Consider the following 13,094-nt stretch of genomic DNA (forward strand, 5'->3'; position numbering starts at 1 on the left):
TTACAGTTCACTGGCAAAATGCTGAGTGATCACCTGCTCGAAAGGACAAATATGCCCACGGCTATTGCAGACACCACCACTGTTCGACTCAAATCAGTGCTCGACATCCTCGCGGAAAGCGTCCTGTCAGGCGAGACCCTCGGCGCGGGCGCAGTCCTGGCCCAGGCCACGGTCCGGGTACCGCTGAACGAGAAGGAAAGTGAGCTGCTCAGCGGAGGCATCCCCCGGGGACACAAGGCGCTGACCACCGCCACCAGCAAGCTCGTGAAGGCAGGCTGGCTCGTCAAGGGACGCAGCGGCTGGACCATCACCGACGACGGCCTCCGCGCCACCGTTGCGTTCCCGGATCCGGACACCTTTGCCACGGCCCTTGCCGAAGGCACCCCGGTGCCGGCTGACGTACCGGTTCCCACGGAGCTCCCCGCCAAGGCTGCAGCCCCGAAGGCTGCCGCGAAAGCTCCCAAGGCCGCCCCGAAGAAAAAGGCGCCGTCCAAGGCCGCCAAGGTGGTTGAAAAGGCTGCCGAGCTGATCGAAGATGCAGTGGCGCCGGTGGCGAAGGCCGTGCGCACGCGCAAGGCTGCTGCCAAGCCGGCCAAGGCCAGCGAGGAAACGCCGGCAGAGGCTCCCAGTGTGGAATCGATCGACCAGCCGGAGGCAGTTGCCATCGCGGGCGACTTCAATGTGCTCCTGGGTGCACCGGCAAACTGGGCGCCGCAGTACGACGAATCGCAGATGACGCTGGATGCAGTGGACCAGCTGTGGAAGCTCACCACCGACCTTCCCGCCGGGCACTACACGTTCAAGATCGCGCTCAACCGCTCCTGGGACGAGAACTACGGCGCGTTCGGTGCGTTTGACGGCGCAAACCACGAACTTCACCACCCCGGTGGCCGGATCACCTTCAACTACGATCACCGGACCAGGGACATCACCCTGATCTAAGGCCCAACCGCTGCGCTTGGCCTGTAGGCAGCTGACCCTGATCGGCCTAGAATCAACCCATCAGGGTCAGCTCCATAAAGGAGCGGTGCGGCATGGACACCGTTGACATTTCAGGACTGCGGATCGGCTACCAGCGCGCGGGCCAAGGCCCTCCGCTGGTGCTTCTTCACGGCGCCTACGAGGACAGCCGCAGCTGGCGGCAGCAGCTGGAGGGGCTCTCCGACGAGTTCACCGTCATTGCCTGGGATGCCCCGGGCTGCGGCCGGTCCGACGATCCTCCGGCGGACTTCTCCGGCAAGGAACTGGGAGATGTGCTTGCCGGGTTCCTCCGCGAGGTAGCGCCGCGGAAACCGCATGTCCTTGGGCTGTCCTGGGGATCCGGGGTTGCCTTGGAACTGTACCGCGGCCACCCCAACATGGCAGCGTCCCTGCTGCTGGTTTCGGCCTATGCCGGCTGGGCCGGCTCGCTGCCGCCGGAGGAAGTCGAGCGCAGGTACGCCCAGATCCTGGCCGAGCTGGACCAGCCGCCCGAGCAATTCATCCCTGTGTGGATGCCCACGCTGTTCACCGCGCGGGCGGATCCCGCCGTCGTCGAAGAAGCCGGCGCCATCATGGCCGACTTCCATCCCGCCGGAATGCGGGCAATGCTGAGCGCAAGCGGTCACGCAGACTACCGCGACGTGCTTCCCGGCATCAAAGTGCCCACTCTATTGCTTTACGGCGAACAAGACGTGCGATCGCCGCTGGCGGTGGCGCACGAGATGCACCGCCAGATCCCAGGTTCACAGCTCACGGTGATTCCCGACGTCGGGCATATGGTCGCCGCTGAAACGCCGGCGGCGTTCAATACCGAAGTCCGCCGGTTCCTGCATAGCATCGGTGATTGAGCCTTGCCCGGTGGTTAAGCGGTTGGGGAGTGAAATCCTAGAACCGCGTGGGGCCGGGATTCGGCGACGGCGGCACCGGCGGCATGGGACCCGGGTCCGGGATCGGCAGCGGACCGGGCGCCGGGGTCGGCTCCGGCCCGGGGTGCGGCGGGCGGGGCTCCGTGGGGTCCGGCCTGCTGGGCGGGAACGGATTGTCCGGATCCGGCGGGCCGGTGGGTCCAGGCTCCGGCGGGAACGGATCCGGCTCCGGCAGCGGTGGAATGGTCATGATGTTCTCCTTGCTTCGCTGGTGTAACGGCCTTGAGGATGACGGTTCAGTTGTTGTGTTGCCGGCGGAAGACCTTCAGTTCCCAGGGGCGCAGCGTAATCGCAGCGTGCGTCCCGGTTCCGTGAGTCCCGGCTTCGCCGGTTGGGTAGTTTCCGAGGATCAGCTCGGCCGGGTAGTGGCCCAGTTCGGGCTCATCCGCGCCGGCTTCGGTATCGCCCCAGCCGCCGCCGTCGAGCTCCACGGTCCGGTCCTCCCCGGAGAAGTTGCCCAGCACCAGCAACTGGACGCCGGGCCCCGTGGTAGAACCGGGCCCCGTGGACGGAGCCGGCAGTGACCGCCGGAAGGCGTACACGTGCTCGTCATTCGGCAGCAGCATGGTGAAATCGCCTTCCGCCACCACAGGCTCGGCGTGCCGCAGGGCGATGACCTGGCGGTAGAAGCTGAAGACGGAGTCCGGGTTGTCCTCCTGCTCCGCGGCGTTGATGTGGCTGGTGTTCGGGTTGACCGCGATCCACGGCGCGCCGGTGGTGAACCCGCCGTGCCGGGTGGCGTCCCACTGCACCGGGGTGCGGGCGTTGTCCCGGTTCAGCGGTGCCAGGGCGGCCAGGACGTCGGCATCGGTGTGGCCCAGATGGGTGGTGGCTTCGCGGTGGTGGTTGAGCACCTCGATGTCGCGGTAGTCGCTGATGGCGCCGAAGCTCATGTTGGTCATGCCCAGTTCCTCGCCCTGGTACACGTACGGCGTGCCGCGGTGCAGGTGCAGGATGCCGGCCAGCATCTTGGCGGAGAGTTCGCGGTATTGCCCGTCGTCGCCGAATCGGGACACTGCGCGGGCCTGGTCGTGGTTGCCCCAGTAGAGGCTGTTCCAGCCGCGCCCGGCGAGGGCTTCCTGCCAGCGGCCCAGGGACTTCTTCAGGTCCGTGAGCCGCAGCTTCTTGGGCCGCCACTTGTTGCCGTCCTCCTGGTCCAGCGCCACGTGCTCGAACTGGAACACCATGTCCACCTCGCGCCGGGCGGGGTCTGTGAACAGGGCGGCGTCTTCCACGGTGACGCCAGGCATTTCGCCTACTGTCAGCAGCGGCTTGTCGCGGCCGGCGAAGACCTCCAGGTGCATTTCGTGCAGGAATTCGTGGATCCGCGGCCCGGACATGAAGTGCGGGCTGCCGTCGCCGAACAACATGCCGTCCGCCTTCGGCCCGTCCGGCAGCGCGGTGTCCTTGGAGATGAAGTTGATGACGTCCATCCGGAAGCCGTCCACACCGCGGTCCAGCCACCAGTTCATCATGTCGTAGACGGCGGCGCGGACCTCGGGGTTTTCCCAGTTCAGGTCCGGCTGCTTCCGCGAGAACAAGTGGAGGTAGTACTCGCCGGTGGCCTGGTCGAATTCCCAGGCCGGGCCGGAAAACGCCGAACCCCAGTTGTTCGGTTCCGCTCCTGCGCCGCCTGCCGGCTCCGGTCGCGGCGGCCGCCACCAGTACCAGTCGCGCTTGGGGCTGTCCTTGGAGGCACGTGAGTCCACGAACCACGGGTGCTCGTCCGAGGTGTGGTTGACCACCAGGTCCATCACCAGCTTCATCCCCCGCGAGTGCAGCCCGTCGGTGAGTTCCTTCAGGTCGGCCAGGGTGCCAAAGAGGGGGTCAACGTCGCGGTAGTCGCTGATGTCGTAGCCGTTGTCGTCCTGCGGGGAAGTGTAGATGGGGGAGAGCCAGACGACGTCGACTCCCAACTTTTGCAGGTAGTCCAGCTTGCTGATGATGCCTGGCAGGTCGCCGACGCCGTCGCCGTCGGAGTCCGCAAAGCTGCGCGGATAGATCTGGTAGACCACCGCTTTGTGGAACCAGCCGGGATCCGTGGTCACCTCGTCGTCGTTGTCCGCCGCCTCGCTGACAGGGGGTTCCGTTGCGGGGTCTGCGTGGGTGGTCATGGCCTGGTCTCCTCAGTTGCTTGCGGCTGGTCTGATGATGGGGCTCGGTTTGATTATTGTTCAGATCGGCCGGGCAGGAAAGGGCCCGCTAGTTCCGTGCCGAGAGGGTCTTGTCGCGGTCCTCGAAGACCTCCTCGCCGGGGCCGGTGAACGCCCGGGACCGCTCGATCGCTTCGAGGGAGCCGGTGAAAAGCTGGGAGTCCTGCGGATCTGATGGCTGACGCCCATGCACTGGCTGTGCTGGCTCGCGGGCCTCGCGGGCCTCGACTGCGGGCTGCCGGGACATCTCCCGGGCGGGCGCGGGCTGCACAGGTTCCCAGCGCACGTGCGGCAGCGACTCCGGGTGGCCTTGCTGCAGGAAGGTGACCATGGCTTCGCGGATGAGGCAGCGCAGGTCGAAAAGGGCGGCGCTGTCCGCGGCGCTCACCAGGATCCGCACCCGGACGTAGCCGCCGGTGGCATCGGTGATCTGCAGGATTCCCACGCGCTCGTCCCACAGTGCCGTTCCGTCGAGCACGGTCCGCAGTTCGGCCCGCATGTCCTCGATGGGTGCACGCCAGTCAAGGTCGAACTCCACGGTGCCCATCACCTCGGACTGGCGGCGGGTCCAGTTCTCGAACGGCGTGGTGGTGAAGTAGGTGGAGGGCAGGATGAGCCTGCGGTCGTCCCAGATGTGGACCACCACGTAGGTCAGGGTGATCTCCTCAATCCGTCCCCACTCCTTCTGGACCACCACAACATCGTCCACCCGGATCGCGTCGGTGAAAGCGAGCTGCATGCCGGCGAACACGTTCACCAGCGAGGTCTGCGCGGCGAGTCCGGCCACGATGGAGATCACGCCGGCAGAGGCCAGCAGCCCCGCGCCGAGTGCCTGGATCGCGGGGAAGGTCAGCATGACGCTGCCCACCGCCAGCACCACGATGAGCGCAACGGCGATCCGTCGGGCCAGGATCATCTGGGTCCGCAGGCGGCGGGCTCGGCGGTTGTCGGCCACGTCCACGCTGTAGCGGCTGAGGACCACGGCCTCGACGATCAGCAGCATGGCCACGGCGAGCCAGGCAAGGGAGCCCATGAGGGCAATCAGCAGGAGGTGGTCGACGGCGGACCGCCACCCGCCGTCGTGCGTTGTCAGCGCCAGCGCGATCCGGACGCCGATCAGGCAGAGGGCGAGGCGCAGCGGGAGCCTCGCCACACGGGAAGTGGACTGCAGCTCCGGACGGCGGCGGTTGAGCCGGAGGACGGTCTTGCGGATCAGCCAGGATAGGACCAGTCCAGCCGCCACTGCGAGAGTCATGGCCAGGAGGGGCATTGCCGGGGTGAGGAATTCTTGCATTGGTTAAGCTCTATCAAGCTTCGGGGAAGGGCTGAAATCCGGAGTGCCGTAGGCGTGGCGATAACATTTAGACATCGATTGGATTTATTGCTAGGGCGGAGGCGCGCCGCAGTCCAGAATTGAGGAATTATTCGCGGTCTCATGAGATTCAGGAGAACAGATGCACCGCTCAGCACCCTCGGCCATCGCCGTCTCGGGGGCCCTATGCCTCGCTTTTCTGCTGGTCGCCTGCGGACCGCCGGCCTCGTCACCGTCGACGAGTTCCCCGGCAGCCACCGCCACGTCCACCGCTTCCCCCTCGTCCACGTCTGCTTCGCCGAGCGCCACCGCTTCAACGTCGGCGTCCGCCACCCCGGAAGCAGGTTGGAAGTCCTATACGACGGCGGACGGCCTGACCTTTGATTATCCGGAAGACTGGAAGCTCACGGATGCAGCCGGCGAAGCAGCCCCCGGGGGAGTGTTCGTGAAAATCACCAACGCCAACGGCAAGAACCTTGCCTCCCTCCGGACGAACATGGTCACCGGCTCCGAATGCACCGTAAAGCAGCCGTTCGGTGTGTACGAATCCGTGCCCCTTCCGGCACTGGAACAGAGTGGCAGCGTGCCCCGGTACACCTTCGAGACGAGAACAGACACCACCGCCACGGATCCGAAGCTGATGACGGTGTTCGCCTACGGCATCACCACGGCGCCCGAACCCACCGGGACTCAAGCGTGCCCCATCTTCCACTTCTTCACCTGGCCGCCCAGCGGAGCGATGTTCGGGGGTGCATACGATCCCTTTGACACGACCCCCGGGAACGAGATGCATGTGGACACCCCCGAGGTGTACATGGGCACCCAGGAGTACAAGAACATCAAGAAGATGATCACCTCCCTGCGGCCGGCCTAGGCGGACAGGGCAGAAACGCGACCGTTGCGCACTGCGGGGCAACCCGCGGTGCGCAACGTTTTGGCGGCAACTTGCCCCCGTCCCGCGCGAGTCGCGTCAGGGCGGGGCCACAATGAGTTCCTCAGCTTCATGAGGAGGATTGCATGCGCCGATCACTGAAGCCCGGCTTTCGATCGTCCGCACCGGCACGTCCCGGAGCAGCACGTTCCGGCACAGCAGCCGCTGCGGGCGCCTGCCTCGCAGTGCTTGTGGCAGCCTGCGGGCCGCCGCCTGCTCCGTCCGACGCCGGATCCGCGACAGCCACCGCGTCAGGAGCTTCAGCCAGCGGGACGTCGAGCGCGGCGGCGAACGGGTCTGCGCGCGATACCGCCACCGGATCGGCGAGCGGGACTGCCGTGCCGCCAAGCGCGACGGCGGGCGCCCCGGCGGCGGAACCGGCGCCGTCGGTCGCGTCCCCGAGCCGGTTGCCGTCCCCGACGGCGTCCGGCTGGAAGACGTTCACGACGTCGGACGGTGGCTTGACGTTCGACTACCCGGGCGACTGGACCATTGTGGATCCGGCCGGAAAATCACCGCTCGGCGGCGAACACGTGGACGTCTTGAACGCGGCAGGGAAGCCGATGGCTGTCCTGGAGACCAGGATCGTGACCGGTTCGGAGTGCGTCCAGCAGTACCAGTTTGCCGTGCTGGATTCCGAACCCATGACCGCCCTGGCCGAGAAGGGCGTGGCGGACGGGAACGCACCCCGCTTTATGTTCGAGATCCGCGGAGACGCACTGGCGCCCGCACGGACCGCCGAGACCATCGCGGCCTACGGCATCACGATGGTTCCGGAGGAGATCGGGACGCTGGCATGTCCCATCTTCCTGCTGTTCCGGTGGCCGCCCAGCGGGGCCGTGTTCGGGGCGGGCTACGACCCGGCAAACAACACCACGCCCGGCGATCCGTCGCTCCCGTATTGGGAGAAGGCGAAGCTGTACGTGGAGACGGGCGAGTACCGGAATATCCGGCGGATGATCACCTCGCTGCGGCCCTCGAAGTAGCGTGCGGCGGCCTGTACGGGCTCCTTGACTGGCCCCGTGGGCCCGCGCAGACTCGAATCAGGACACGGTCCGATCAGTAGTCGGGGTTCTGATGTACGCACTGGGGAAGCAGCGGCTCGCGAGCGGTGCGAAGGTAATGGCATCCGCCCTGGCAGCCCTGTGCGCGGCGATATGTGTGGCGCTGTTTGTCGTGATGGGCCTGGCCGCCTGCACGCCGCTGCCGAACGAGGAACCGACGTCCACAGCAACTACCGCGCCGCCCACTGCTACACGTCCCCTCCCCAGTGACGGCGGCCCTGCCGAAAGTAAGCCCGGCGCCGGACCTGGCCCGTTCCCGACGCTGCGCCCCACTTCAACCCCGCGTCCCACCTCCACCGCCTTCGAACGGGCCAGGCGGGCCAAGGAAATCCTGGAGACCTGCGTCCAGGGCGAGCTGACCTTCAGGCCGCCGTCGCCCATGCGGCAGGGGGAGACCAGGGAGTTCGTCCTGCACGTCACCCTGGGCGACCCCGGCGCGGGCCATGAGAAGAACATCCCCGGACCCAACCCGGTGCAGACCCGTGCGCCCATTGTGTGCGAAGAGATGCGCGCTGACCTGTCCGGACCGGGCATAACCGTTGAGAGGGCCGGAAATCCCAGCGGCGAGATGCTGGTCCCGGAACAAGGCGTTGCGGAGTGGCGCTGGTGGATCACGCCCAAGGATCCGGGGCGGAAAACCATGACCCTGCAGCTGTTTGCCACCGCCGAGGACGGGCCGGACCTGAGCCTGGAGACGTTCCGGGAGGACATCCAGGTGGAGATTGAGCTGGGCTACGTGCTGAGTTCACTCGTGAAGGACTGGGCGCAACCGCTGGGCGTGACTATCCCGGTGCTCGTCGCTGCCATTGGCGCCGTCCTGGTGTGGTCGCGGTCCAAGCACGGCAAGGCCAAGCACGCCGCGAGCACAATGCCAGTGGACCGGCCGGGTGGGGAGCAGAACCCCCCGCCGCGAGGCTACATTGGAACCATGGCTCACGCAGCAGATAAGGACTTGGGGCCGGACGTCCGCCTGCAGGCCCGCGTCGAGGGGGTCGTCCAGGCGGTCGGCTTCCGGTACTGGACCGTGCGGAAGGCTGAGGAACTCTCGCTGACCGGAACGGTGAAGAACGACGTCGACGGTACTGTCGCCGTCGTCGTCGAAGGCCCGCAGGCGATGGTTCTGGAGTTCCGGCGCTGGCTGAGGTCTAGCGACGCGCCGGGGCGCGTGGACCACGTGGAGGAATCGGTATCGCCCGCGACGGGCGAGTTCAGCAACTTCGACGTGGTGTACTGAGCCGGAACAAGGTCACTCCTACGCGAGGTTCTCCCGCTGCAGGGCGGCGTCGTGCTCGGCGTGGGCCTGCTTGAGGAGGTCCATGAACTCGGTCTCGTCGCGGATCAGCCGCTTGTACTTCTCCGGGAGCTTCCTGAGTTCCGCCTCCTCGCGCAGCATCTTGTTGAAGATTTCCTCGCGCTCGGCAATGCCCGTCTCGTAGTTCAGGTCCACATACTCGGTGGCGTGCCGCTTCGCGCCGGAAACCATGTTCTTGGCCTTGCCCTTGGGGCTGTAGATCGAGGCCAGTACGGTGACCACCAGGACGCCGATGATCACGGTCAGCGAGAGGCCGGTGCTGATCTCGATGACGGTCACGTGTTCGCCGCCGTTGATGAACGGCAGGTTGTTTTCGTGCAGCGCATGGAGGATGAGCTTCACGCCGATGAAGCCGAGAATCGCGGCCAGGCCATAGGAGAGGTAAATGAGGCGGTCCAGTAGTTCGTCGATAAGGAAGAACAACTGCCGCAGGCCCATGAGGGAGAAGGCTGTGGCGGTGAACACGACGAACACGTTCTGGGTCAGGCCGAAGATGGCGGGGATGGAGTCCAGGGCGAAGAGGATGTCCGTCCCGCCGATGGCCACCATCACCAGGAGCATGGGGGTCAGGACGCGTTTGCCGTTCTCCACGGTGAAGAGTTTGTCGCCGTCGTAGTGCTGTGACGCCGGGAGGAACTTCCTGGCGAGCCGGACCACCAGACCCTCGGAATCGTCGTCGTGCGAGTTCGGCCGGAGCAGGTTGCCGGCGGTGATCAGCAGGATGAGGCCGAAGATGTAGAACACCCAGGCGAAGCTGTTGATCAGGGCGGCGCCGAGGAAGATAAAGCCGGTGCGGGCGATCAGGGAGAAGACGATGCCGAACAGAAGCACTTTTTGCTGGTCAGCGCGCGGAACCTTGAAGCTGGCCATGATGATCAGGAACACGAAGAGGTTGTCCACGGACAGGGCCTTCTCAGTGACGTAACCGGCGAAGTACTCCGTGCCCATGGTGGGGCCGCCGAACACAAGGACGCCGATGCCGAAGACCAGGGCGATTCCCACGTAGATCGCGGACCACGTGGCCGACTCCCTGAGCTTGGGGGAGTGCGCCTTGCGGACGTGGAAAAAGAAGTCGAAGGCCAGCAGGCCCACGATGCCGATGACGGTGACAATCCATACGTAAAGCGGGACCTGCATGCTGCGTGCCTTCCGGTCGGTTGGGGTTGAGTCAACCCTACCGGGCGAGTCTTTACAGGGTGTCTGCTACTGAGCGGTGTCTGCCCAGCCTTTGCTGGATGGGCCGCCGTCGGCTCCGTCCTGACACAGCCGGAAGGCGACGTCGGCGGCTTGCGCGACCGCCGCCGCGGAGGCCTCCTTGGAACCGGCGCTGCCGGTGGCTGTGCTGGTGCCGGCGGCCCGTCCCGCCGCATAACCCACCATCAGCGCGGTGATTGGCGCCGCGGCGTGGGTGACGGACCGCGCGGACTCTCCGGCCAGGTCAAGGATGAGTTCGCGGTCAAAATCGAGGTCCAGGAGCTGCAGGGCCTGCGCCAGCCGGTGGCTCCACTGGTCCAGGATCTGGTTTTCGTTGTCGTTGGCGGTCATTGTCGCTCCTAGGTCACAAGTGCGGTCAGATGTGTGGTCGGAAATAACGTCAGATGCCTCGAGGTTAGGCTGTAGCGAGAGCTGCTATCAAGGAGATTCCCGATGAGTGATGTGACCATCCGCCATAACCCGGACCGTGAGCGCTTTGAAGTGCTGGTCGCAGGCACCGTGATCGGCAAGGCGGCGTACAAAGCGTACGACGCCGGCGACTCGCCCCAACGCATTTTCTACCACACGGTAATCAACGAGGAATACGGCGGCCAGGGGCTGGCGGGCAAGCTCGCCACCGCGGCCCTGGACGAAACCGTGGCCGCCGGATTGAGCATCGTGCCGGTGTGCCCTTACATCAAGAAGTTCCTCACCAAACACCCCGAGTACGCCGCGAACACTACCGCCACCACGCCGGCCCACCTCGATTACCTCAGCGGGGCGCTGGCCGCGCGGGCTCGAGCGTAGCGGGCGCCGGCGTAGTCAGACTTCCCCTCTACCAATGCATTTTCACGATGACCCCCTTCCGCACCGGCCGAGGCGGGTCCTGGTGGCGGGAGTGTCGGGCGCAGGCAAGACCACCTTGGCTGCGCGGATCGCAGCCATCACGGGCGGTAAGCACACGGAGATTGACGCGATCTTCCACGGGCCGGACTGGACGCCGCGGGGAGAATTTCTGGCCGATGTGAACAGGTTGGTGGGCGCTGATTCGTGGACCACTGAGAGGCAGTACGATGCCGCGCGGCCGCTGCTGGCTTTCTTCACGGATAGTGACCACCTCGTCCGCTGGGCTGTTCGGACCCGGAGAAAGTACTCCGGGTTGATGCCGCAGGTTGTCACCGAATACCCGCATGTCGTCGTCGTCAGGCTGCGTTCCCAGCGGGAGGTTGACTCATGGCTCCGAGGATCGCTAATTCCGGCCGTCAGTGGTTGATCGGTCCTGGGGCAGAATGGGACCGTGACCTCGCCGAACGTAACAGTGAACCGCAAAGCCAAACGGTCGCCGGGGAGGTGGGCGAACCTCGCGATAACAGCGCTGGTTCTCTGCCTCGGGCCGGTGCTGATCGTCGTCGGAACGCTCCTCATTAAGGCCGACGACGAGCTCATCCGGACCGGCGAGCAGGTCCCTGGAGTAGTCACCGTCTTCAACGATGAATCGAAGGCTTCCCAGCGGAAGATCAAAGTCGAGTTTCAGTCCGGCGACGGATTCGTTCACTACACCTGGGTCACGGTGGACCATGACCAGCACCCTGTGGTGGGCGAGGACGTCACCGTGGTCTACAGGGAGTCCGATCCTGGCAACGCGACCGTCCTCGGCTATGAAAGCGATGGCGTATTTTTTCGGGGGGCGGGCGTTGTCCTGACCGCCATTTTCGGGGGAATCGGCGTCTTCCTGTTCATCAGTTACCTGTTGGGCTGGCGGAAGGACCGCAGGAAGCGCGCGGGATAGCGCCTCGGTATCGCCTGGAAGGTGTGGATCAAAATGGCAGAAAGCGGTGAAGCTGTCCTCCACGACGGCTCAAGAATAGCTGTCACGGTGCAGGGGGAGGGGCCGGCGCTGCTCCTGCCAGTCCGGCTGGAACCGTATGGGACCGTCGAGGCCGAGACCATGCGCAGATGGGGCGGGGATCCTGACGTGGGGCCGGCCCTGGTCCGCGGGCTTTCCGGGACGAACCGCGTGATCGCGGCCGACTACGAAGGCCACCGGATGGCCCATCCTGCGGCAGACACGCTGACCCCCGATCACCTCGCCGCCGATCTGCTGGCAATTGCGGACGCTGCGGGAGCCGACGCCTTCGGTTACTACGGCTACTCCTGGCTTGCGTTGAGCGGGCTCCAACTCGCCCTCCGCACGGACCGTCTCCGGGCCCTGGCCATGGGCGGGTTTCCGCCGGTGGACGGACCGTACCAGAGCATGTTGGCGGTCACCCGCGCCGCACACGCCGTGTCCCAGGCGTCGTCCAACCCGGCTCCTGACCAGTCCACGGTTCCGGTTGCCGACGCCGAACCGGGAGACTGGGACCACGTTTCAGTCCAGACGACCGAGGCGCAAACGCGCCAGTTCGTCACGCTGTATGAAGCACTCCAAGGGTTCGATGATTTCGCTGCCGAAGTCCCGCCTGAATTGCCGCGGCTTGCCTTTGCCGGTGCCGAAGACCAGATTGACTATAGCGCCCAATGGGGCGGAGTCCGAGTGCGGATCGGTGAACCTCTGGCCCAACACCAGGCGGCCCTCATCGCTGCAGGTTGGGACGTGCAAGTCCTCCCTGGCCTGGATCACCTCAGCGCAATGCACAGCTCCGTGGTGCTGCCCATTTTGACCGGCTGGCTTCAGAAGATCGGATGGGTAGGGCGGCCGGCTGCTGATTAGGCTGGGACCATGGAATTTCAAATCCGCCAGGCCACGCCTGAGGATGCCGACGCCGTAGTGCGCATGCACACCCTGGTCCACGAGGAGTGCTACGTACACCAGTTGTCACCCGAATTCTTTCGCGCCCGGCGGGCCAGCATTCCCGAGCGCGTCGAACAGCGGCGACAATTCCTGGCAACCACTGACCCGCGTCTCATTGCCCTGGACGATAGGAATGAAGTGGTGGGTCTGGCCGATGCGGGTCCCGGTCATGATGAGGACGGGCCTGCAGCGTTGGAGCTGTATACCATCTACACGCTCAGGCGGACGCACGGCAGTGGCCTTGGTTCGGCCCTGCTCCAGGCCGCCATCGGAGATTCACCGGCGTACCTCTGGGTGCTCGAGGATAATCCCCGGGCGCAGGCCTTCTACCTCAAACACGGCTTCCGGCCTGACGGGTCACGCAAACTGCTGCCACCCGAGTGGGAGGGGCTCCCCGAGATCCGGATGGTCCGGCGGGGCAAGCCATAGG

General features: G+C 65.6%; 16 protein-coding genes. 10 read left to right on the forward strand and 6 right to left on the reverse strand.

Annotated elements, in window-relative coordinates; translation table 11 throughout:
• Positions 1-51: 51 nt before the first annotated feature.
• Together AC07YR_RS12250 and AC07YR_RS12255 are read left to right on the forward strand one after the other, a co-directional pair.
• Complete coding sequence (locus AC07YR_RS12250; RefSeq protein WP_055799360.1) at positions 52-942, forward strand: pullulanase X25 domain-containing protein; 891 nt, start codon at positions 52-54, stop codon at positions 940-942.
• Between the two features lie 92 nt (positions 943-1,034).
• Complete coding sequence (locus AC07YR_RS12255) at positions 1,035-1,829, forward strand: alpha/beta fold hydrolase (protein ID WP_494734091.1); 795 nt, start codon at positions 1,035-1,037, stop codon at positions 1,827-1,829.
• Positions 1,830-1,866: 37 nt separating this feature from the next.
• On the opposite strand, the gene AC07YR_RS12260 is transcribed toward AC07YR_RS12255, so the two are convergent.
• From AC07YR_RS12260 to AC07YR_RS12270, 3 genes are all read right to left on the reverse strand, one after another.
• Positions 1,867-2,097: a hypothetical protein gene (locus tag AC07YR_RS12260; RefSeq protein ID WP_494734092.1), complete on the reverse strand. Its 231-nt coding sequence runs from the start codon at positions 2,095-2,097 to the stop codon at positions 1,867-1,869.
• A gap of 46 nt (positions 2,098-2,143) precedes the next feature.
• Positions 2,144-4,021, reverse strand: a complete 1,878-nt coding sequence (locus AC07YR_RS12265; RefSeq protein ID WP_494734093.1) for an alpha-glucosidase — start codon at positions 4,019-4,021, stop codon at positions 2,144-2,146.
• An 88-nt stretch (positions 4,022-4,109) separates the two neighbouring features.
• A complete protein-coding gene (locus tag AC07YR_RS12270; RefSeq protein WP_494734094.1) occupies positions 4,110-5,354 on the reverse strand; it encodes a mechanosensitive ion channel family protein in 1,245 nt (414 codons plus the stop codon).
• A gap of 160 nt (positions 5,355-5,514) precedes the next feature.
• Between AC07YR_RS12270 and AC07YR_RS12275 the strand changes: the two genes are divergently transcribed.
• Complete coding sequence (locus AC07YR_RS12275; protein WP_494734095.1) at positions 5,515-6,246, forward strand: hypothetical protein; 732 nt, start codon at positions 5,515-5,517, stop codon at positions 6,244-6,246.
• Positions 6,247-6,373: 127 nt separating this feature from the next.
• Here the strand turns inward: AC07YR_RS12275 and AC07YR_RS12280 are convergent, their stop codons facing one another.
• Positions 6,374-6,748, reverse strand: a complete 375-nt coding sequence (locus tag AC07YR_RS12280) for a hypothetical protein (protein WP_494734096.1) — start codon at positions 6,746-6,748, stop codon at positions 6,374-6,376.
• A 16-nt stretch (positions 6,749-6,764) separates the two neighbouring features.
• On the opposite strand from AC07YR_RS12280, the gene AC07YR_RS12285 reads away from it, so the two are divergent.
• Positions 6,765-7,289 carry a hypothetical protein gene (locus AC07YR_RS12285; RefSeq protein ID WP_494734097.1) on the forward strand — a complete coding sequence of 175 codons (525 nt, stop codon included), beginning with the start codon at positions 6,765-6,767 and terminating at the stop codon, positions 7,287-7,289.
• A gap of 91 nt (positions 7,290-7,380) precedes the next feature.
• Positions 7,381-8,601: an acylphosphatase gene (locus AC07YR_RS12290; RefSeq protein ID WP_494734098.1), complete on the forward strand. Its 1,221-nt coding sequence runs from the start codon at positions 7,381-7,383 to the stop codon at positions 8,599-8,601.
• A gap of 18 nt (positions 8,602-8,619) precedes the next feature.
• On the opposite strand, the gene AC07YR_RS12295 is transcribed toward AC07YR_RS12290, so the two are convergent.
• Together AC07YR_RS12295 and AC07YR_RS12300 are read right to left on the reverse strand one after the other, a co-directional pair.
• Positions 8,620-9,816 (reverse strand): TerC family protein, encoded by a 1,197-nt coding sequence (locus AC07YR_RS12295; RefSeq protein ID WP_055799345.1) that lies wholly within the window; start codon positions 9,814-9,816, stop codon positions 8,620-8,622.
• 66 nt (positions 9,817-9,882) lie between these two features.
• The gene (locus AC07YR_RS12300) at positions 9,883-10,224 is read right to left on the reverse strand and encodes a DUF6457 domain-containing protein (RefSeq protein ID WP_055799343.1); all 342 of its coding nucleotides are present in this window, start codon (positions 10,222-10,224) and stop codon (positions 9,883-9,885) included.
• Between the two features lie 102 nt (positions 10,225-10,326).
• Between AC07YR_RS12300 and AC07YR_RS12305 the strand changes: the two genes are divergently transcribed.
• The 5 genes from AC07YR_RS12305 to AC07YR_RS12325 all read left to right on the forward strand — a co-directional run bounded on the left by AC07YR_RS12305 (position 10,327) and on the right by AC07YR_RS12325 (position 13,093).
• Positions 10,327-10,680 carry a GNAT family N-acetyltransferase gene (locus AC07YR_RS12305; protein WP_494734099.1) on the forward strand — a complete coding sequence of 118 codons (354 nt, stop codon included), beginning with the start codon at positions 10,327-10,329 and terminating at the stop codon, positions 10,678-10,680.
• An 82-nt stretch (positions 10,681-10,762) separates the two neighbouring features.
• Positions 10,763-11,146, forward strand: a complete 384-nt coding sequence (locus AC07YR_RS12310) for an AAA family ATPase (RefSeq protein ID WP_494734100.1) — start codon at positions 10,763-10,765, stop codon at positions 11,144-11,146.
• A gap of 24 nt (positions 11,147-11,170) precedes the next feature.
• Positions 11,171-11,662 (forward strand): DUF3592 domain-containing protein, encoded by a 492-nt coding sequence (locus AC07YR_RS12315; protein ID WP_494734101.1) that lies wholly within the window; start codon positions 11,171-11,173, stop codon positions 11,660-11,662.
• 33 nt (positions 11,663-11,695) lie between these two features.
• Positions 11,696-12,583: an alpha/beta hydrolase gene (locus tag AC07YR_RS12320; protein ID WP_494734102.1), complete on the forward strand. Its 888-nt coding sequence runs from the start codon at positions 11,696-11,698 to the stop codon at positions 12,581-12,583.
• 9 nt (positions 12,584-12,592) lie between these two features.
• On the forward strand, positions 12,593-13,093 hold the full coding sequence (locus AC07YR_RS12325; protein ID WP_494734103.1) for a GNAT family N-acetyltransferase: 501 nt from the start codon (positions 12,593-12,595) through the stop codon (positions 13,091-13,093).
• Position 13,094 lies beyond the last annotated feature (1 nt).

This window comes from Arthrobacter sp. GW460-12-1-14-TSB2, from assembly GCF_059423525.1.

Bases quoted from the DNA above. Each gene is read 5' to 3' on its own strand.
- AC07YR_RS12305 (WP_494734099.1), top strand. From the start codon at position 10,327: ATGAGTGATGTGACCATCCGCCATAACCCGGACCGTGAGCGCTTTGAA.
- AC07YR_RS12320 (WP_494734102.1), top strand. From the start codon at position 11,696: ATGGCAGAAAGCGGTGAAGCTGTCCTCCACGACGGCTCAAGAATAGCT.
- AC07YR_RS12325 (WP_494734103.1), top strand. From the start codon at position 12,593: ATGGAATTTCAAATCCGCCAGGCCACGCCTGAGGATGCCGACGCCGTA.
- AC07YR_RS12260 (WP_494734092.1), bottom strand. From the start codon at position 2,097: ATGACCATTCCACCGCTGCCGGAGCCGGATCCGTTCCCGCCGGAGCCT.
- AC07YR_RS12275 (WP_494734095.1), top strand. From the start codon at position 5,515: ATGCACCGCTCAGCACCCTCGGCCATCGCCGTCTCGGGGGCCCTATGC.
- AC07YR_RS12255 (WP_494734091.1), top strand. From the start codon at position 1,035: ATGGACACCGTTGACATTTCAGGACTGCGGATCGGCTACCAGCGCGCG.
- AC07YR_RS12270 (WP_494734094.1), bottom strand. From the start codon at position 5,354: ATGCAAGAATTCCTCACCCCGGCAATGCCCCTCCTGGCCATGACTCTC.
- AC07YR_RS12250 (WP_055799360.1), top strand. From the start codon at position 52: ATGCCCACGGCTATTGCAGACACCACCACTGTTCGACTCAAATCAGTG.
- AC07YR_RS12265 (WP_494734093.1), bottom strand. From the start codon at position 4,021: ATGACCACCCACGCAGACCCCGCAACGGAACCCCCTGTCAGCGAGGCG.
- AC07YR_RS12290 (WP_494734098.1), top strand. From the start codon at position 7,381: ATGTACGCACTGGGGAAGCAGCGGCTCGCGAGCGGTGCGAAGGTAATG.
- AC07YR_RS12300 (WP_055799343.1), bottom strand. From the start codon at position 10,224: ATGACCGCCAACGACAACGAAAACCAGATCCTGGACCAGTGGAGCCAC.
- AC07YR_RS12295 (WP_055799345.1), bottom strand. From the start codon at position 9,816: ATGCAGGTCCCGCTTTACGTATGGATTGTCACCGTCATCGGCATCGTG.